This is a genomic window from Microbacterium esteraromaticum, from assembly GCF_016907315.1.
In the GTDB taxonomy this organism is placed as follows: Bacteria; Actinomycetota; Actinomycetes; order Actinomycetales; family Microbacteriaceae; genus Microbacterium; species Microbacterium esteraromaticum.
In genome coordinates this window covers 1,704,036-1,722,036 of sequence record NZ_JAFBBS010000001.1, presented here as the reverse complement: position 1 = coordinate 1,722,036, position 18,001 = coordinate 1,704,036, and the positions used below count along the sequence as shown (strand labels likewise).

Here is an 18,001-nt window from a genome sequence, read left to right as displayed (position 1 = left end):
CGGGCGTTTCGGATCACTCCCCCGCGCCGCCGGGGCGAAGAGTCGCTGATCCTGCCGACACGTTGCCGGTGATCCGGTGCGAGCTGCTGCTGCTCTGGTCGAGGCTGCTGTCGAGCGAACCGGCACTCACGTCGCGACGAAGGTCGTACTCGCGGTCGGGCAGCGTGAGGTCGAGCGAACCGGCCGAGACCGTGAACGCCACGCTGTCGGGGACCGTGGTGAGCGTCGACACGGCCCGCCCGGCGCTGATCGAGAACTGCGCCTGCTCGACGCCAGCCAGCTCGATGTCGGCCCGCCCCGCGTTCACGTCGAGATCGAGGTCGCGCGCATCGCCGTTCACCGTCAGCGCCCCGGCGTTCACGTCGACGCCGAGCTCGTCGAACTCACCGGCGACGTCGAGCGAACCGGCGTGCAGGGTGAGACGGGCATCCGTCCCCTCGAGCTCGAGCGGCAGTACGAGCGTCGCCCGCTCGTCGCCGCGCAGCCAGTCGGGGCTCCACCAGTCGAACCCGCGGTCGGGGCCTCGCACCTCGAGCTGCCCGCCGTCGGCACGCAGCGTCCATCCGCTGGTCGAGGCGCCTTCGATGCGCAGCTCGGCCTCGTCGACCTCGTCGAACATGACCCGCATGTCGGCTCCACCGACTTCGAGGTCGACGGCGGTCACGCCGCGGGCATCCGCCGTCAGCCGACCCGCCTGCGGGCCGATCTGCTGCAGTCCGGTGACCGCTGCGGAGGCCGCCGACCCCAGCATCACCACTCCGCCGAACGCGGCGATCACCACGGTGATCGCGCCGATGCTCTTCTTCGTGCCGCTCATCGCAGCCCTCCCTGATCGTTTCGGCCGGCGTCTGCCGAACCGGAGTTCTCGATGTGGGCGAGTGCCGCCAGCACTCGCCTGTTGCCGTCCTCGGGCTCGAGCCCGAGTTTCTGGAAGATCGCGGTGATGTGCTTCTCGACACTGGCCTCGCTGAGGAACAGCATCCCCGCGATCGCGTTGTTCGACTTGCCCTCGGCGATCAGCGCGAGCACCGTCCTCTCGCGCTCGGTGAGACGAAGCATCCGCTCGTCGCGATTGCGGCGGGTGAGCAGCTGGGCGACCACCTCGGGGTCGAGCACGGTGGCGCCGGCGGCGATCCGCTCGACCGACTCGACGAACTCGGTCACGTCAGCCACGCGGTCCTTCAGCAGGTAGCCGAGCGGTCCGCCCTGCGCGGCGATCAGATCGCTGGCGTAGCGCTCCTCGACGTACTGCGAGAGCACGAGGATCGGGAGAGTCGGCCGGCCGGCTCGGATCGCGAGTGCGGCGCGGATGCCCTCGTCGGTGAACGTCGGCGGCAGCCGCACGTCGAGGATCGCCAGATCGGGGGCCGATGCGGTGACGGCATCCGTGAGGCCCGTCGTGTCGGGCAGCGCGGCGACGACCTCGTGGCCGGCGTCGTGGAGCAGGCGGACGAGACCCTCCCGCAGCAGGACGGAGTCCTCGCAGATCAGGATGCGCATGGCACCGTCACCTCCAGGCTGGTCGGCCCGCCGGCGGGGCTGTCGAGGCGGAAGGTGCCGCCGGCGGCGAGCACGCGGTTGGTGATGCCGTCGAGGCCACCGCCGGGCTGCACCTGCGCGCCGCCCATGCCGTTGTCTTCGACCCTGGCCCACAGCCCGCCCTCGCGACTGCGCACGACCACACGGCATTCGCTGGCACGCGAGTGCTTCGCCGCGTTCGTCAGTGACTCTGCGATCGCGAAGTAGACAGCGGCCTCGGCATCGCGGCACGATGCGCCGGCGCCGGTCATCGACGGATCGATGAGCACGTCGAGCTGCACGGGGATGTGCGAGCGTCCGGCGAGCGCCGAGAGCGCCGCATCGAGGCCACGGTCGTCGAGCACAGAGGTGTGGATGCCGCGGGCGAGCTGTCGCAGCTCGGTGATCGCGGCCTTGGTCGAGGTGTGTGCCTCGTCGATGAGCGCCTTCGCGGCCGCCGGGTCGGCGTCGATCTTCTGCTTGGCGAGCCCGAGCGTCATGCCGACCGAGACGAGCCTCGGCTGGACGCCGTCATGCAGATCGCGCTCGATCCGGGTGCGCTCGAGCTCGGCGGCGCGCACGGCACCGGCGCGCTGCGCTGTGGAGGTGCGCACCTGCGCGGTGAGCTCCGCCTCGCGGCTGGGGATGACGAGGGCGCGGCTGAGCACGCGGTGCAGCAGCGCAAGGCCGATGATCGCCGCGATGCCGGCGATCACGCCGAGGATGCCGACCAGCGGCGCCCACTCGACGGCGAGATAGCTGCCGAACGGTCCCTCGATGCTGTCATCGGACGACAGGGGAGCGAAAGAGAAGATCACAGACCAGATGACGCCCCAGAACAGACGAAGCACGAGGGTTCCGGCGATGCACGCCAGCACGAAGTTCAGCATGACGCGCCACATTCGCCCGTCGATCGACTGCCGGCCGAGGTTGCGCAGCCACCCGCCGAAGCCGGGGCGTGTGCGCTCGCGCCACTGCAGGTCGGGAACGTCAGCGGCATACAGGGCGCCGACGCGGCGCACCTCGAACCACGCCACACCGAAGAGCGCGTACACGACGCCGACGAGGAACAGCAGCCCGATGCCGAAGACGAAGAGCAGAGCGACGCCCACGCCGAAAACTGTGCTCAGCACGGCCAACGCGCCCGAGCCGACGGCACCAAGTGCGGCGAGCTCGAGAACGGTCAGGGCGATGCGCAGCGGCGGCTGCTCGGCATCCGCCTTCGTGCGAAGCGGTGCAGGCGCCGGCTTGGTCGGCGCGGGCGGAACCGGCGCGGGCGGAACCGGCGCTGGCGGGGCCGGCGGGATCGGATTCGTGGTCATAGCTCAAAGCTACGGTTCCGCAGAGCATCCCGACACGGAGCCAGCCCGACAGCCGCATTCGGGTTTTCCCTACTCGCTCCATCCGAGGTAAGCGCCCCAGAAAGGGGTCGGTAGTCCGGCCCGTTCTGTCGCTGATCTTTCGAGACCCGTCGACGACCCTCCTCGTGCTCCTCGGCACGTACGTCGCCACGATTGCCGCTCCAGGCCGGTCATCTCGGTGTCCACGACGACCGAACTGGCTTCACGAAAGGCGGCGTACCCGCCGGACCACCGGAGGCGACGATGCCGGAGCACCCCCGCTCCTGCAATCCGGTTCTTCGGCCCGAGTACGATGCACCAGTCAGCAGGCCCCGGCCGACGAGCAGTTAGGAAACCCACATGAACATGCCTGACCACACCGCGTCGGAGAGCACGGCTCTGTCACGGAGAACTCTGGTTGCTGGAGCTGCATGGTCCATCCCCGCCATCGCGGTTGCCGTGGCGGCGCCGCTCACGGCCGCATCTCCTGCTCCGCAGGTCAACTTGTGGTCGACCGCTCGGCTGCCATCGGGCCCGGACGGCACCTACCGCGGGGAGTCCTTTTACCGCGGGCCGCGGCTCACCAGTTTCTCTTACACGTTCGGGAACCTCGGGCCAGACGAGCTGCCAGCCGGTGCGACGCTCACCATCGGCCTGCCCTTCGCGGCGATCTGGGAGACTTCCTCGTTCACCATCGTGGGATCTGACGGGTACCCCCTGGCCGCCTCAGGTACGGGCACGCAGGAGATCGGTACTGAGCCACTCGCGGTGCGCCAGCTCTGGTACTTCACGCTGATGGCGCCCCTCGCCCCAGGCGCTTCATTCACCGTGAACTTCACGGTTCAGATGAACGGAACGGAGAACACGGCCACCAATTTCTATCGGGTGCGCACCACGTCCGACTTCCAGCCCGGTTCGGGAGTCACCGACAGCGACACCGGGAACAACGCGGACTTCTCCGACAACTATGCCTATTTCAACCACGCAAGCGCCAGCAACATATAAGTCTGGCTACGTTGCCTAGAGGCGAATGTGCCTGACCCCGCTGGTTCCCACGCATGCTAGGCGCCGTTCGGGGCAGAGTCTGCCCCAACAGAGGCGCAGGCTCAGTTCGACATGAACCCGACGAGCAGTCCGCCGGTCACCTTCACCGCGAGGTTGTAGATACCCGCGATGACGGCACCGAGCACCGTGAACACGATGAGGTTCAGGATCGAGACCACCGCGCCGAACGCCATGACCTGCGGAAGCCCGATGAGGCTCTCGATGTCGACAGCGCCGTCGGTGAGCGTGTCGAGGAAGTCACCGGTCTGGCCGATCACGTTCGTCGCCTGCAGAACCATGAACACGAGGAAGAACGACACCATGGTGACGATCGCCAGTGCCACCGCTCCGAGGAACGACAGCTTCACAGCCGACCAGAAGTCGACGTAGACCAGGCGCAGGCGCACCTGCTTGCCGCCCGTCTTGCGCGTGGACTTCTTCGCCAGCTTGTCTGCCACTGTGCTCATGTGTCAGTGCTCTCTCGTTCTCAGGCTTCGGGGGAATCCGCCGCGGGGGTCTGCGCGGGGGTGGGGGTCTCGGGTGCCGGGGTCTCGGTCTCCGCGTCGTCCTCTTCGTCGATGCCGCGCTCGCTGTTGCGTGCGACGGCGAGGATGCGGTCGTCACCGGACATACGGGCGAACACGACTCCCATCGTGTCTCGGCCCTTCGCCGGCACCTCGGCCACGGCAGAGCGTACCACCTTGCCGCTGGACAGAACCACCAAGACCTCGTCGTCCTCCGAGACGATGAGACCACCGGCGAGAACGCCTCTCTCGTCGCTCAGCTTGGCGACCTTGATGCCCGTTCCGCCGCGCTTCTGCACCTTGTACTCATCGACGCTGGTGCGCTTCGCGTAGCCGCCGTCGGTGACGGTGAAGACGAACGATGCGTCGGAGACGATGGATGCTGAGAGCAGGCAGTCCTCGTCGTCCTTGAACTTCATGCCCCGCACACCCTCGGTGGCGCGGCCCATCGGGCGCAGCGCGTCGTCAGTCGCGTGGAAGCGCACCGACATGCCCTTGGCGCTGATGAGCAGGATGTCTTCGTCGGAATTGACGAGCTTGGCGCTGACCAGCTCGTCGGTCTCGCGGAGGCGGATGGCGATGACGCCGCCCTGACGGTTGGTGTCGTAGTCGCCGAGGCGGGTCTTCTTCACCAGGCCGCTGCGGGTGGCCAGCACCAGGTAGTCCTTCGCCTGGTAGTCGCTGATGGCGAGCACCTGGGCGATCTTCTCGTCGGGCTGCAGGGCGAGCAGGTTCGCGACGTGCTGGCCCTTCGCGTCGCGGCCGGCCTCTGGCACCTCATAGGTCTTGGTGCGGTAGACGCGACCCTTGTCGGTGAAGAAGAGCAGCCAGTGGTGCGTGGTGGTGACGAAGAAGTGCTCGACGAGGTCGTCGGCGCGCAGCTGCGCACCCTTCACTCCCTTGCCGCCGCGGTGCTGCGAGCGGTAGTTGTCGCTGCGCGTGCGCTTGATGTAGCCCTCGCGGGTGACGGTGACGACCATCTCCTCGACGGGGATGAGGTCTTCCATCGACATGTCGCCGTCGTATCCGTGCAGGATGTGCGTGCGGCGCTCGTCGCCGAAGCGGTCGACGATCTCGGTGAGCTCGTGACGCACGATGTCGCGCTGGCGCGACTCGGTGGCGATGATCTCCTTGTAATCGGCGATCTTCAGCTCGAGGTCGGTGGCCTCGTCGATGATCTTCTGCCGCTCGAGTGCAGCGAGGCGACGCAGCTGCATGTCGAGGATCGCCTGAGCCTGGTCGTCATCGATGTCGAGCAGCGTCTTCAGGCCCTCCCGGGCCTCATCGACGGTCGGCGAGCGACGGATCAGCGCGATGACCTCGTCGAGGGCATCCAGCGCCTTCAGGTATCCCTGCAGGATGTGCATGCGCGCCTGCGCCTTGCGCAGCCGGAAGCCGGTACGACGCACGATGACGTCGAGCTGGTGGTCGAGCCAGTGTGTGATGAAGCCGTCGAGGCCCAGCGTGCGCGGCACGCCGTCGACGATCGCGAGCATGTTCGCGCCGAAGTTCTCCTGCAGCTGCGTGTGCTTGTACAGGTTGTTCAGCACGACCTTCGCGACCGCGTCGCGCTTGAGCACGACGACCAGGCGCTGACCGGTGCGGTCGGAGGACTCGTCGCGGATGTCGGCGATGCCGGTGATCTTGCCGTCGCGCGCCAGGTCGCCGATCTTCACCGCGAGGTTGTCGGGGTTGACCTGGTACGGCAGCTCGGTGATCACGAGGCAGGTCCGGCCCTGGATCTCCTCGACCTCGACGATCGCGCGCATGGTGATCGAGCCGCGGCCGGTGCGGTACGCCTCGTGGATGCCCTTGGTGCCGAGGATCTGCGCACCGGTCGGGAAGTCGGGGCCGGGCACGCGCTGGATGAGACCCTCGAGCAGCTCCTCACGCGGAAGCTGCGGGTTGTCGAGCGCCCACAGAGCGGCGGCCGAGACCTCGCGCAGGTTGTGAGGCGGGATGTTGGTCGCCATGCCGACCGCGATGCCGATCGAGCCGTTGACGAGCAGGTTCGGGAACCGAGCCGGCAGAACGTCGGGCTCCTGCGTCTGACCGTCGTAGTTCGGCGAGAAGTCGACCGTGTCCTCTTCGATGTCGCGCACCATCTCGAGCGCGAGGGGAGCCATCTTGGTCTCGGTGTACCGGGGGGCAGCAGCGCCCATGTTGCCGGGCGACCCGAAGTTGCCCTGACCGAGGGCGAGGGGGTAGCGCAGCGACCACGGCTGCACGAGGCGGACGAGAGTGTCGTAGATCGCGGTGTCACCGTGCGGGTGGTACTGACCCATCACCTCGCCGACGACGCGGGCGCACTTCGAGAACGACTTGTCGGGACGGAAGCCGCCGTCGTACATGCCGTAGAGCACGCGGCGGTGCACGGGCTTGAGCCCGTCGCGCACGTCGGGCAGCGCACGCCCGACGATGACAGCCATGGCGTAGTCGAGGTACGACCGCTGCATCTCGGACTGCAGGTCGACCTGGTTGATGCGGCCGTGCTCGTGGCCCTCGTTGATGTCGGGGCGTTCTTCGTCAGTCATGTGGTTTCTTCTCTGATGCCTGTGGCTGCCGGACTTCGGGCTCTTCTCTTCCTTCGCAGAGCGGGTCCCTCCCGCTTCGCGGGTCCCTCCCGATGCTCACTCTGAGAAGAGCCCTCCGTCCTGAGTTCTGTATGAGCTGCTGCTCACGAGCAGCGGCTTTGTGTGTATGTGGGTCAGATGTCGAGGAAGCGGACGTCTTTGGCGTTGCGCTGGATGAACGTGCGTCGCGACTCGACGTCTTCACCCATCAGCACGCTGAAGATCTCGTCCGCCGCTGCCGCGTCGTCGATGGTGATCTGGCGAAGGGTGCGCGTGGTGTGATCCATCGTCGTCTCCCACAGCTCCTTCGCGTTCATCTCGCCCAGACCCTTGTAGCGCTGCACGCCGGCATCCTTCGGCAGACGCTTGCCGTTCTCGGCGCCGTGCTTGAGCAGCGCATCGCGCTCGGCGTCGGAGTACACGTACTCGTGCGGCGAATTCGACCACTTCAGCCGGTACAGCGGCGGCATGGCCAGGTACACGAAGCCGGCCTCGATGAGTCCGCGCATGTAGCGGAACAGCAGCGTCAGCAGCAGCGTGGTGATGTGCTGGCCGTCGACATCGGCATCCGCCATCAGGACGATCTTGTGATAGCGGGCCTTCTCGATGTCGAAGTCCTCGCCGATGCCCGTGCCGAAGGCCTGGATCATCGCCTGGACTTCCTTGTTGCCCAGCGCCTTGTCGAGACGCGCGCGTTCGACGTTGAGGATCTTGCCGCGCAGCGCGAGGATCGCCTGGGTGTGCGGGTCGCGACCCTGCACGGCCGAGCCGCCTGCCGAATCACCCTCGACGAGGAAGATCTCGCTGATCGACGGGTCCTTGCTGGTGCAGTCCTTGAGCTTGTCCGGCATCGCGGCCGACTCGAAGACGCTCTTGCGACGCGCGGTCTCTCGGGCCTTCCGGGCTGCAAGACGCGCGGTGGCGGCATCGATCGCCTTGCGGATCACGTTCTTCGCCTGCTGGGGGTTGCGGTCGAACCAGTCGCCGAGCTGGTCGTTCACGATCTTCTGCGTGAACGCCTTCGCCTCGGTGTTGCCGAGCTTGGTCTTGGTCTGACCCTCGAACTGCGGCTCGCCGAGCTTGATCGAGATGACCGCGGTGAGACCCTCGCGCACGTCATCGCCGGAGAGGTTCTCGTCCTTCTCCTTGAGCAGGTTGTTCGCCCGGGCGTAGCGATTGACCAGGCTGGTGAGAGCGGCGCGGAAGCCCTCTTCGTGCGTTCCGCCCTCATGGGTGTTGATCGTGTTGGCGTAGGTGAACACGTTCTCGGTGTACGAGGTGGTCCACTGCATCGCGAGCTCGAGCGAGATCTTGCGCTCGGTGTCCTCGGACTCGAACGCGATGATCTCCTCGTTGACGACCTCAGCCTTGCGCACCTTGTTGAGGTACTCGACGTAGTCGACGAGACCGCGCTCGTAGAGGAAGACCTCGGCCGGCTGGCGGGAGACGACGGTGCCGTCGACCTCGTCCTCGATGGCGAATGCCGGACGCTCGTCGCGCAGGGCGATGCGCAGACCCTTGTTCAGGAACGCCATCTGCTGGAAGCGGGTGCGCAGAGTGTCGTAGTCGAACTCGATGGTCTCGGTGAAGATCTCGGGATCCGGCCAGAAGGTGATGGCGGTTCCGGTCTCGTCGGTCGCCTCGCCCTTCTCGAGCTTCTGCTGCGGGGTTCCTCCCTCGGCGAAGCTGTGCCGCCAGACGAAGCCCTTCTGCTTGACCTCGACCTCGAACCGGGTCGAGAGCGCGTTCACCACAGACGAGCCGACGCCGTGCAGACCACCGGAGACGGCGTAGGCGCCACCGCCGAACTTGCCGCCGGCGTGCAGGATCGTCAGCACGACCTCGACCGTCGACTTGTTCGGGTCGGAGGAGTGCGGGTCGACCGGGATGCCTCGGCCGTTGTCGACCACGCGGACAGCGCCGTCTTCGAGGATGGTGACCTCGATGTTGTCGGCGTGGCCGGCGAGGGCCTCGTCGACGGAGTTGTCGACGATCTCGTACACGAGATGGTGCAGACCGCGCGGTCCGGTCGATCCGATGTACATGCCGGGGCGCTTGCGCACCGCCTCGAGACCCTCGAGGATCTGGATCTGATCGGCGCCGTAGTCACCGGAGACCTTCGAGGAGCTGTTCTCGGTCGCTGAGCTGTTCGTCGGATCCTGCTCAGAGCTGGTCGAAGGTTCTTCAGGCGTCATCAGGAATGGTTCTCCACATCGAAAGTACCCACTCATTCTACTGGGTTTCGAGGGTCGATATGCGCCTCAAACGCCGTGTGGGCGATTCTGAGCGCTTGAGGGTGCGGTCGTGATGCCCTACCCGTAGGTGTCTCGTGGGCCCCGTCCGGGCACGACGCGCGGACCCCACTTCCACGACGGCACATCAGGCCCGATGAATCGGAGGTTCTGCACCCCGGCATCCGGATAGCGGTTGCCGATCTCGGTCATGATGACAGCACGCATGAACTGCAGATTCTTCGCCCACGCCGTCGAGTCGCACTTGACCGTGAGAACACCGCGCTCCAGCGACACCGGCTCGGAGTGCTTCGCCGTATCGGCGCCGGCGAGCTCGGCCCACTGACGTACGAGGTCTTCAGCGGCCAGGGTCTTCTCCCAGCCAGAGTCCTTCGTCAGCTTGGCGAGCACGTCGCCGAGGGTTCCCGGGTCGCGTCCCTTGGTGAACGGTGCGTTGTCGTCGTCGACCTCGATGCGCTTCTTGCGCTTCCAGTTCTTCGCGCTCGGCTTGAGACCGCGCAGCCGCAGGTAGGTCGCGACCGTTTCGGGAGGCTGAGGATCACGCATCCGGACCACCCTCCGACTCGCGGTCGTCGCTGATCGTGCCCGCGGTGATCCGCACCACGTGGCGGTGCAGCGGCTCGGGGATGTCGGCCTCGACGGCGGCGGTGACGATGACCTGCTCGTAGCCCGAAGTCAGCGCCGCGAGGCGCTGACGGCGATCGGCGTCGAGCTCGGCGAACACGTCGTCGAGGATCAGCACCGGATCTCCCGCAGGCGATTCGGCGCGCAGCAGCTCGGCGGATGCCAGGCGCAGCGCAAGCGCCACCGACCACGACTCGCCATGCGAGGCGTACCCCTTCACCGGAAGGTCTCTGACCCGCAGGATCAGATCGTCGCGATGGGGACCGACGAGAGTGAGACCCCGCTCGATCTCCTTCGACCGCTTGGCTTGCAGTGCGGCCCGGAACTGATCGGCGATCTCGCCCCTGGCATCCGACTCGGCATCGGCCTCATCGCCGTCCTCCTCGGGATCGGCACCGCGCACCGAGAGCGCCCACTCGAGCTCGGGACGGTGATCGGCTCCGGCGATGGCGGTGTACGCCTCGGCGACCGGACCCTGCAGATCCGCCGCGAGACGCAGGCGCGCGTGGATGATCTCGGAGCCGAGCGCGATGAGCTTGTCGTCCCACACGTCCAGCGTCGACAGGCCCTCGCCGCGAACGCCACGGGCCCGCGCGGACTTCAGCAGGGCGGTGCGCTGCCGGAGCACCCGCTCATAGTCGGCGATGACGCCTGCCATTCGCGGGGTGCGCTGAATCAGCATCTGATCTGCGAATCTTCTGCGCGAAGAAGGATCGCCGCGCACGATCTGGAGGTCTTCGGGGGCGAACAGCACGACATGTGCATAGCGCGGCAGCTCGTTGGTCTTCGACGGCGAGCCGTTGACCCTCGCCTTGTTGGATCCCTGGCGGTTCAGCTGCACCTCGACGAGCACCTTGCGCTCTCCGTGCGCCAGCCGCGCGCGGATGACCGCGAACTCCTGGGCGTCTTTCACCATCGGGGCATCGGATGACACGCGATGCGAACCGAGAGTGGCGAGGAAGACGATCGCCTCGGCGAGGTTCGTCTTGCCCTGCCCGTTGCTGCCCACCAGCACGTTCGGACCGCGATGGAGGGTGAGATCGGCGGTCGCGTAATTGCGGAAATCGACCAGGTTCAGGTGCTCCACAATCACCGCATCAGCCTACCTTCGGCCCCCGACATCGGCCCCGGCGGAGCCGGATGCTCGCGATCAGCGCAGCAGCAGGTTCGGCTGCAGCAGGTACTTGAACGAGTCGAGGCCCGCCTGATCGACCGACGTCTGACTCGTGATGAGCACCGGGCTGAGCTTGTTGGCGTTGTCGCTCGACGTGAACGTCACGCGGGTGAACTCGCTCTTCACGGCGCCGAGAGCCTCGAGCAGGTACTGCGGGTTGAGACCGAGGGTGACCTCGTCGCCGCCGTTGAGGTGGGCGTCGACCGACTCGGATGCCCGTGCCTGCTCGCTGCCGGAGGCATCCATCGTCACTCCGTCGGCGCCGAAGGTGAAGCGCAGCGGAGCAGAGCGGTCGAGCACCAGGGCCACACGACGCACGGCCTCGATGAGCTCGCCCGTGTTGACCACTGCGTAGTGGTCGGTCTGCTCGGGGAACAGCCGGCGGACGGGCGGGAAATTGCCCTTGATCAGCAGAGAAGTCACGGTCTTGTTGCCCGCGGTGAAGGCGATGATCTCGCGATCGCCCGCGCCCGAGAACGCGACCTCGATGTTGCCCGCATGGGCGAAGGTCTTGCCGACCTCGGTCAGAGTGCGCGCAGGCACGAGTGCCGACTGCTCGGCGACCTGGCCGTCCCACGGGACGTCACGAAGAGAGACCCGGTAGCGGTCGGTCGCGACGAGGCTGAGATTGTGGTCGGCGACCTCGAGCTGAACACCCGTGAGCACAGGGGTCACATCGTCGCGCGATGCAGCGAAGGCGACCTGGGCGATCGCGGTCGCGAAGTCCTCGGCCGGCACGACGCCGGTGGACCCGGTGACCTCGGGGATCGAGGGGTACTCCTCGACGGGCATGGCCGCGAGGGTGAAGCGGGCGGAGCCGCAGGTCACCGCGACGCCGCCGTCTTCCTCGACGGCGATCTCGATCGGCGCGTTCGGCAGACGGCTCGCGATGTCTGAGAGCAGACGGCCGTGCACGAGGATCGTGCCCGGGTCGTCGACGGTCGCCTCGATGGTGGTGCGCGCGGAGGCCTCGTAGTCGAACGCGGAAAGGGTGAGCCCGTCACCGGATGCCTCGATGAGCACACCCGCGAGGATCGGCTGCGGATTGCGCTGCGGAAGCAGCTTGACGACGAAGGACACAGCCTCGCTGAACACATCGCGGTTGACCTGGAACCTCACGGGCGCTCCCTCGTTGTACCTGCTCTCTGCAGTGGGCGCACTGCAGGCGATCCCATGCTAGTCGCAGGTGACGAGCCGTCCACCACCCCGAAGGTCTTGTGATTCGGGGTTCGTCCACATCCGTCTGGTCATCGAATGACCCCTGACTGGATGGAGATCTCTTAACGGTGTTAACAACTGTGGATTCTGTGGATAAGTCGGTGGATATCAGCAGAGAGTAGGTAACTACACACGTGTGACATGTGGAATCCCTGAGGAATCCGCGGGTTTCGGGGGTGTGGACGTTTTTCTCAAGGGTGGTGCTTATCCACAGGGGACCCCGTGCGGAGGCATCCGGAAGACGAAGTTTCCACAAGTTATCCACAAGCCCTGCGGAGAACCGGTCCGATTCCGCGCCAGAGCAGGCGTGTCGGGGCCGTCAGCGCCGGCTGATCTGGGTGGTGATCTCGGTGACCTGGTTGTAGAGCGAGCGACGCTCTTTCATGAGCTCGCTGATCTTCTTGACCGCGTACATGACCGTCGTGTGATCGCGATTGCCGAACAGCTGACCGATCTTCGGCAGTGACAGGCTCGTGCGCTCACGACACAGGTACATCGCGATCTGCCGGGCGGTGGCGATCTGCTGCGAGCGGCTCGATCCGTACAGATCGTCGACCGTGAGCTTGAAGTAGGCGGCGGTCGCCGTGATGATGTCGGTCGGCGAGATGATGTTGTCTTCGGTCGTGTCGACGATGTCGCGCAGCACCGTCTGCGCCAGCGAGATGTCGAGCATCGAGCGGTTCAGGCTGGCGAACGCCGAGACCCGGATCAGTGCGCCCTCGAGCTCGCGGATGTTCGACGACACCACGGTTGCGATGTACTCCAGCACCTCATCGGGGATGTGCAGCGACTCGCTCTGCGCCTTCTTGCGAAGGATCGCGATGCGCGTCTCGAGATCGGGCGCCTGCACATCGGTGATCAGACCCCACTCGAACCGGCTGCGCATGCGGTCTTCGAAGCCGGTCAGCAGCTTCGGCGCCACGTCGCTGGTGATCACGACCTGCTTGTTGTGATCGTGCAGCTGGTTGAAGGTGTGGAAGAACGCCTCCTGGGTCTCGGCACGACCCTGCAGGAACTGGATGTCGTCGATGAGCAGGATGTCGACCTCGCGATAGCGGCTCTGGAACGCCGCTCCTCGGTTGTTCGCGATCGAGTTGATGAAGTCGTTCGTGAACTCCTCGCTCGAGACGTACCGGACCTTCACCCCGGCGTACAGAGACTGGGCGTAGTCGCCGATCGCATGCAGGAGATGGGTTTTGCCCAGACCCGAGTCGCCGTAGATGAAGAGGGGGTTGTACGCCTTCGCCGGCGCCTCGGCCACGGCGACGGCCGCGGCATGTGCGAAGCGGTTGGACTGACCGATCACGAAGTTGTCGAAGGTGTACTTCGGGTTCAGTCGCGATTCGTGGCGCAGGGGAGTGGGCTGCTGCTCCATGGGCGATTCGACGCGCACCGGTTCCGCAGCGGCGAAGTCCGGCACCGAGATGGGCGCGGTCGGCTGATCGATCAGCTCGTGGTTCACGACCGTGCGGTAGGAGGTCACCTCTTCGCCGATGTCCGAGAGAGCCTCCATCATCGGCACGCGCAGGCGCTTGTTGATCTGCGCGGCGGTGAGATCATTCGGGACGTCCAGATACAGCACACCGCCCATGACTCCCGCCGGCACGACCAGGCTGAGGAAGCCTCGCAGCTGCGGGCTGACGCGCTCATCCTCCGCCAGTCGCTCGAGCAGAGTCGACCAGATGGGCACATCGGGATGGGCGGCAGAGGTCATGGTGCTCCGGGCGAAGTTGTGGAAAGGGCGCGTGAAGCGTGATCTCCCCCTGTGGATAACGTCGGATGCCACGGTAGTCACCGCCGCTGTTAACAGCAACCCGTCCCCGGAAACACGCGGGTGTGTCGTGGGTCGGCGAGATCTCCACAGTTGTGGATAATGGGTGTGCGCAACTCCACGGCTGCAGCGCGGCACCCGGTGCGGAGATCCACGGAATCCCCGGGCGGATTTGCCCTGCGCGGCGGCAGGTCGTACCCTTAATCGGTTGACTTATGCCATTTAGGCAGTACCCCCTGTCTCCGGATGCTTAGACCCGGTGACACCATTCCCGGAGTGATTCCATGAGCAAGCGCACCTTCCAGCCCAACAACCGCCGTCGCGCCAAGAAGCACGGCTTCCGCGCCCGCATGCGCACCCGCGCCGGCCGCGCCATCCTGTCGGCACGCCGCGCGAAGGGCCGCACCGAGCTCTCGGCGTAAAGCCCTGTGCTCGCCCGGCCGAATCGGCTGACCCGCGGCGTCGACTACCGACAGGTGGTCCGCCGTGGCACCCGATGCGGCGGTCCGCGTCTGATCACCTCGGTGTTTCGTGGCGCGGATCAGCGGGCTCCCCGGTTCGGCTTCATCATCAGCAAGCAGGTAGGAACCGCCGTGGTTCGCAACACCGTTCGCCGACGCCTCAAGGCGGTGTGCGCGGAGTTCGTCGACATGGTTCCCGAGGGCACGGATGTCGTCATCCGTGCCCTTCCTGCGTCCGCGACAGCGGACTTCGCCGCCCTTCGGACCGACGTCGAGCGCTGTCTGAGCCGCGTGCTGTCCGGATCGGCCCGCGCATGAGCGCGCTGCCGTCGTACGCCTTCGGAACGGCGCGGTTCCGGGCATCCGATCTGCTGCGGGGGATCGCACTGCTGCCGCGCAACCTCGCTCTGGGTTTTCTCGCCCTCTACCGGGCTCTGATCTCACCGCTCTACGGGGACGTGTGCAGGTATTACCCGTCCTGTTCCGCGTACGCTGTAGGGGCGGTTCAGCAGAACGGCGCCGTGTGGGGAGCAGTGCTCTCCGTCTGGCGCATTCTGCGTTGCAATCCGTGGAGCGCGGGCGGCGTCGACGACGTCAAGCCCCACGCTCATTTCCGATACGAACTGACCCCCCGGGGGTTCGTCGTACCTGCTCGAAAGGACTGAACAGTGGACTTCCTGGGAATCATCCTGTGGCCGCTGAAGTGGGCTGTTGAGCTCATCCTCGTCGCATGGCACTGGCTGTTCACGACCATGGGCATGGCGCCGGCCGAGGGCATGACCTGGGTGCTCTCGATCGTCGGTCTGGTGATCGTGGTGCGCGCGGCGGTCTTCCCGCTGTTCGTCAAGCAGATCAAGAGCCAGCGGAAGATGATGGAAATTGCTCCTGAACTGCGAAAAGTTCAGGAGAAGTACCGCGGCAAGAAGGATCAGCTCTCTCGTGAGGCCATGAGCCGCGAGACGATGGCGCTGTACAAGAAGCACGGCACGACGCCGATGTCGAGCTGCCTGCCGCTGCTGGTGCAGATGCCGATCTTCTTCGCCCTGTTCAGCGTGCTGAACGACGTGACCAAGCATCACAACGCGAGCACGGGCGGTGTGGGTCTGCTCAACGCCGAGCTCACAGAGCAGTTCTATGACGCCAAGGTGTTCGGCGCCGTGTCTCTGCACGAGAACCTCGGCACCGCCTGGGAGGCCGGCAACACTCCGGCGATCGCACTGCTCGCCGTTCTCGTCGTGCTGATGATCGTGTCGCAGTTCTTCACCCAGCTGCAGATCATCTCGAAGAACCTGTCGCCCGAGGCCAAGACCGGCCAGGCGTATCAGATGCAGAAGATCATGCTCTACGTGCTGCCGCTGGGCTTCATCTTCTCGGGTGTCTTCTTCCCGCTCGGCGTAGTCATGTACTGGTTCGTGTCGAACCTGTGGACCATGGCGCAGCAGTTCCTCGTGATCCGCGAGATGCCGACCCCCGGCTCCGAGGCGGCTAAGGCGCGTGAAGAGCGCCTGGCTCGCAAGGGCAAGGCCGTGAACGCTCAGGGCAAGGTCGTTCCGATGGCCGTCTACGAGGCCGAGGAGCAGCGCAAGCTCGAAGAGGTCGAGAAGGCGAAGGCTGAAGCTCCCAAGCGTGAGCAGCCGATGAGCAAGAAGCGTGCGAAGAAGAAGGGCGCCAACTGATGACTGATGACGTGAAGGCCGCGCCGTCGGTCGAAGAACTCGAGCACGAGGGCGACGTCGCCGCTGACTTCATCGAAGAGCTGCTCGACATCGCCGACATCGACGGCGACCTCAATCTGGACGTTCGTCAGGGCCGCGCCTATGTCTCGGTCGAAGCAGAGGGCGACGGACTCGCTCTGCTGTCGGCCCCCGACACCGTGCAGGCTCTGCAGGAACTGACGCGCCTGGCCGTGCAGAACCAGATCGGCACCTTCTCGCGGATGATCCTCGACATCGGCGGGTCGCGTGATACGCGCCGCCGTCAGCTGGAGCAGCTGGTGGATGCTGCTGTCGCGAAGCTCGATGAGGGAGCGACGCAGGCATCCCTGCCGTCGATGTCGAGCTATGAGCGCAAGCTTGTGCACGACATCGTCTCGGAGCGCGGGCTGACGTCGGAGTCCTACGGTGAGGGTGCCGATCGGCACACGGTGATCTCGCGCGGCTGAGCGTGATGTTTCACGTGAAACGGTCTGTGCGTAGTACCCCCGTTGCGACCCGAGGATGCTGAGATGACGACTCCTGCTGTCGAGCCTGAACCCTCCGTCGCTGCGGAGCTGTTCGGCGACCGGATCGAGCTTGCGAGGCGGTTCACTGCTGCGCTCGTTGCGGAGGGTGAGCTGCGCGGTCTGATCGGGCCACTGGAGCTGCCGCGAATCTGGACGCGTCACATTCTGAACTCCGCGATCGCCGCACCGCTCTTTTACGGCTCTGTGGCTGACGTCGGTTCAGGCGCAGGTCTTCCCGGACTTGTACTCGCGATCAGCCGGCCGGACGTGCAGTGGACTCTCATTGAGCCGATGGACCGTCGCGTCACCTGGCTCAACGAGCAGGTGGATGCCCTTGGCCTCGACAATGTGAAGGTCATGCGCTCCCGCGCTGAAGACGTCGGACTCGAGTTCGATGTCGTGACCGCACGTGCTGTCAGCGCGATGCGCACGCTGGTGCCGATCACGGCCCCGCTGGTGAAAGACGGCGGAGAGCTCATTCTGCTCAAGGGGCACAACGTGCCTGCGGAGATCGACTCTGCGCAGAAGGTGCTGAAGAAGCACAAGGTGACCGACGTCACGGTCCAGGTGCTGGGGGAGGATCTCCTCTCCGAGACGACTCGGGTTGTTCGCGCCCGCGTTCGCGCCTGAATCCCGGTCGTTGACCGGGCGAAGCGGGTCCATTTCGTCCCCAACACTGGTCGTTGAGGGAGCGGAGGGAGTCGAACGCCCGCCAGGGTCGTTGCCGATGTTTCACGTGAAACGACTGCTACGCCGCGGAGTCCGGAGGATGCCCACGGTCGTTGAACGAGCGAAGCAAGTCGAACCGCTCGTTCTGGTTGCTTCTCGTTTCGTCTCACCGCTGCGCTCCTCGCTCAATCACCCCCGGTAGTTGAGCGAGCGGAGCGAGACGAACGCCCGTCACGGTCGTCGCCGATGTTTCACGTGAAACGGCTGTTCTGCCGCGACGTCCGGAGGCCCCCCCGGTCGTTGAGCGAGCGGAGCGAGTCGAAACGCCCGCCAAGGTCGTCGCCGATGTTTCACGTGAAACGGCTACGCTGCCGCGACGTTCAGAGGATTCCCACGGTCGTTGAGCGGGCGAAGCGAGTCGAAACGCTCGTTCTGGTTGTTTCTCGTCTCCTCACCGCGCTCCTCGCTCTGCCCCCCGGTCGTTGAGCGAGGGAAGCGAGTCGAAACGCCCGTTCCGCTCTTTCGCGACGCCGACGTTTCACGTGAAACACGTAGGATCCGACCGGTGCTGCGCTCCCTTGGCTGCCTGACCCCGGTGTGCCGGACATCGTG

17 protein-coding genes are annotated in these 18,001 nt (G+C 65.9%); 7 read left to right on the top strand and 10 right to left on the bottom strand.

The genetic code is table 11. The annotated features are described in order from the left end of the window. Nucleotides 1–13 precede the first annotated feature (13 nt). From JOE67_RS08365 to JOE67_RS08355, 3 genes are read right to left on the bottom strand one after another with little or no spacing between them, the layout of a single operon-like run. A complete protein-coding gene (locus JOE67_RS08365) occupies nucleotides 14–817 on the bottom strand; it encodes a DUF4097 family beta strand repeat-containing protein (protein WP_204975019.1) in 804 nt (267 codons plus the stop codon). After that, nucleotides 814–1,500 (bottom strand): LuxR C-terminal-related transcriptional regulator, encoded by a 687-nt coding sequence (locus JOE67_RS08360; protein WP_204975017.1) that lies wholly within the window; start codon nucleotides 1,498–1,500, stop codon nucleotides 814–816. Before JOE67_RS08360 ends, JOE67_RS08365 begins: the two co-directional genes overlap by 4 nt. Further along, a complete protein-coding gene (locus JOE67_RS08355) occupies nucleotides 1,488–2,840 on the bottom strand; it encodes a sensor histidine kinase (RefSeq protein ID WP_204975015.1) in 1,353 nt (450 codons plus the stop codon). Before JOE67_RS08355 ends, JOE67_RS08360 begins: the two co-directional genes overlap by 13 nt. Before the next feature lie 378 nt (nucleotides 2,841–3,218). Here JOE67_RS08355 and JOE67_RS08350 point away from each other — a divergent pair, with 378 nt between their 5' ends. Next, nucleotides 3,219–3,863, top strand: a complete 645-nt coding sequence (locus JOE67_RS08350) for a hypothetical protein (protein WP_204975014.1) — start codon at nucleotides 3,219–3,221, stop codon at nucleotides 3,861–3,863. A 101-nt stretch (nucleotides 3,864–3,964) separates the two neighbouring features. Here JOE67_RS08350 and JOE67_RS08345 read toward each other — a convergent pair whose 3' ends face one another. The 7 genes from JOE67_RS08345 to dnaA form a co-directional block, all read right to left on the bottom strand. Then, a complete protein-coding gene (locus JOE67_RS08345) occupies nucleotides 3,965–4,369 on the bottom strand; it encodes a DUF3566 domain-containing protein (protein WP_204975012.1) in 405 nt (134 codons plus the stop codon). Between the two features lie 20 nt (nucleotides 4,370–4,389). Beyond that, entirely contained in the window at nucleotides 4,390–6,960 is a 2,571-nt protein-coding gene (gene gyrA, locus JOE67_RS08340; RefSeq protein WP_204975011.1) for a DNA gyrase subunit A, read from the bottom strand. A gap of 173 nt (nucleotides 6,961–7,133) precedes the next feature. Next, on the bottom strand, nucleotides 7,134–9,194 hold the full coding sequence (gyrB, locus tag JOE67_RS08335; protein ID WP_204975010.1) for a DNA topoisomerase (ATP-hydrolyzing) subunit B: 2,061 nt from the start codon (nucleotides 9,192–9,194) through the stop codon (nucleotides 7,134–7,136). A 117-nt stretch (nucleotides 9,195–9,311) separates the two neighbouring features. Next, nucleotides 9,312–9,797 (bottom strand): DciA family protein, encoded by a 486-nt coding sequence (locus JOE67_RS08330; RefSeq protein WP_204975009.1) that lies wholly within the window; start codon nucleotides 9,795–9,797, stop codon nucleotides 9,312–9,314. Next, complete coding sequence (gene recF, locus JOE67_RS08325) at nucleotides 9,790–10,968, bottom strand: DNA replication/repair protein RecF (protein ID WP_204975008.1); 1,179 nt, start codon at nucleotides 10,966–10,968, stop codon at nucleotides 9,790–9,792. Before recF ends, JOE67_RS08330 begins: the two co-directional genes overlap by 8 nt. Before the next feature lie 57 nt (nucleotides 10,969–11,025). Further along, nucleotides 11,026–12,168, bottom strand: a complete 1,143-nt coding sequence (gene dnaN / locus JOE67_RS08320) for a DNA polymerase III subunit beta (protein ID WP_204975007.1) — start codon at nucleotides 12,166–12,168, stop codon at nucleotides 11,026–11,028. 418 nt (nucleotides 12,169–12,586) lie between these two features. Continuing rightward, nucleotides 12,587–13,981 carry a chromosomal replication initiator protein DnaA gene (dnaA, locus tag JOE67_RS08315; RefSeq protein ID WP_204975006.1) on the bottom strand — a complete coding sequence of 465 codons (1,395 nt, stop codon included), beginning with the start codon at nucleotides 13,979–13,981 and terminating at the stop codon, nucleotides 12,587–12,589. Nucleotides 13,982–14,322: 341 nt separating this feature from the next. Between dnaA and rpmH the strand changes: the two genes are divergently transcribed. From rpmH to rsmG, 6 genes are all read left to right on the top strand, one after another. Beyond that, entirely contained in the window at nucleotides 14,323–14,460 is a 138-nt protein-coding gene (rpmH, locus tag JOE67_RS08310) for a 50S ribosomal protein L34 (protein ID WP_022879826.1), read from the top strand. A gap of 6 nt (nucleotides 14,461–14,466) precedes the next feature. After that, entirely contained in the window at nucleotides 14,467–14,817 is a 351-nt protein-coding gene (gene rnpA, locus JOE67_RS08305) for a ribonuclease P protein component (protein WP_204975005.1), read from the top strand. Next, entirely contained in the window at nucleotides 14,814–15,164 is a 351-nt protein-coding gene (gene yidD / locus JOE67_RS08300; protein WP_204975004.1) for a membrane protein insertion efficiency factor YidD, read from the top strand. Before rnpA ends, yidD begins: the two co-directional genes overlap by 4 nt. Nucleotides 15,165–15,167: 3 nt before the next feature. Further along, nucleotides 15,168–16,175, top strand: a complete 1,008-nt coding sequence (gene yidC / locus JOE67_RS08295; RefSeq protein ID WP_204975003.1) for a membrane protein insertase YidC — start codon at nucleotides 15,168–15,170, stop codon at nucleotides 16,173–16,175. Further along, nucleotides 16,175–16,660: a Jag family protein gene (locus JOE67_RS08290; RefSeq protein ID WP_204975002.1), complete on the top strand. Its 486-nt coding sequence runs from the start codon at nucleotides 16,175–16,177 to the stop codon at nucleotides 16,658–16,660. The genes yidC and JOE67_RS08290 overlap by 1 nt, the downstream gene beginning before the upstream one ends. 63 nt (nucleotides 16,661–16,723) lie before the next feature. After that, nucleotides 16,724–17,350, top strand: a complete 627-nt coding sequence (gene rsmG / locus JOE67_RS08285; protein ID WP_204975001.1) for a 16S rRNA (guanine(527)-N(7))-methyltransferase RsmG — start codon at nucleotides 16,724–16,726, stop codon at nucleotides 17,348–17,350. Nucleotides 17,351–18,001 lie beyond the last annotated feature (651 nt).

Bases quoted from the DNA above. Each gene is read 5' to 3' on its own strand.
- JOE67_RS08365 (WP_204975019.1), bottom strand. From the start codon at position 817: ATGAGCGGCACGAAGAAGAGCATCGGCGCGATCACCGTGGTGATCGCC.
- JOE67_RS08360 (WP_204975017.1), bottom strand. From the start codon at position 1,500: ATGCGCATCCTGATCTGCGAGGACTCCGTCCTGCTGCGGGAGGGTCTC.
- JOE67_RS08355 (WP_204975015.1), bottom strand. From the start codon at position 2,840: ATGACCACGAATCCGATCCCGCCGGCCCCGCCAGCGCCGGTTCCGCCC.
- JOE67_RS08350 (WP_204975014.1), top strand. From the start codon at position 3,219: ATGAACATGCCTGACCACACCGCGTCGGAGAGCACGGCTCTGTCACGG.
- JOE67_RS08345 (WP_204975012.1), bottom strand. From the start codon at position 4,369: ATGAGCACAGTGGCAGACAAGCTGGCGAAGAAGTCCACGCGCAAGACG.
- gyrA (WP_204975011.1), bottom strand. From the start codon at position 6,960: ATGACTGACGAAGAACGCCCCGACATCAACGAGGGCCACGAGCACGGC.
- gyrB (WP_204975010.1), bottom strand. From the start codon at position 9,194: ATGACGCCTGAAGAACCTTCGACCAGCTCTGAGCAGGATCCGACGAAC.
- JOE67_RS08330 (WP_204975009.1), bottom strand. From the start codon at position 9,797: ATGCGTGATCCTCAGCCTCCCGAAACGGTCGCGACCTACCTGCGGCTG.
- dnaA (WP_204975006.1), bottom strand. From the start codon at position 13,981: ATGACCTCTGCCGCCCATCCCGATGTGCCCATCTGGTCGACTCTGCTC.
- rpmH (WP_022879826.1), top strand. From the start codon at position 14,323: ATGAGCAAGCGCACCTTCCAGCCCAACAACCGCCGTCGCGCCAAGAAG.
- yidD (WP_204975004.1), top strand. From the start codon at position 14,814: ATGAGCGCGCTGCCGTCGTACGCCTTCGGAACGGCGCGGTTCCGGGCA.
- JOE67_RS08290 (WP_204975002.1), top strand. From the start codon at position 16,175: ATGACTGATGACGTGAAGGCCGCGCCGTCGGTCGAAGAACTCGAGCAC.
- rsmG (WP_204975001.1), top strand. From the start codon at position 16,724: ATGACGACTCCTGCTGTCGAGCCTGAACCCTCCGTCGCTGCGGAGCTG.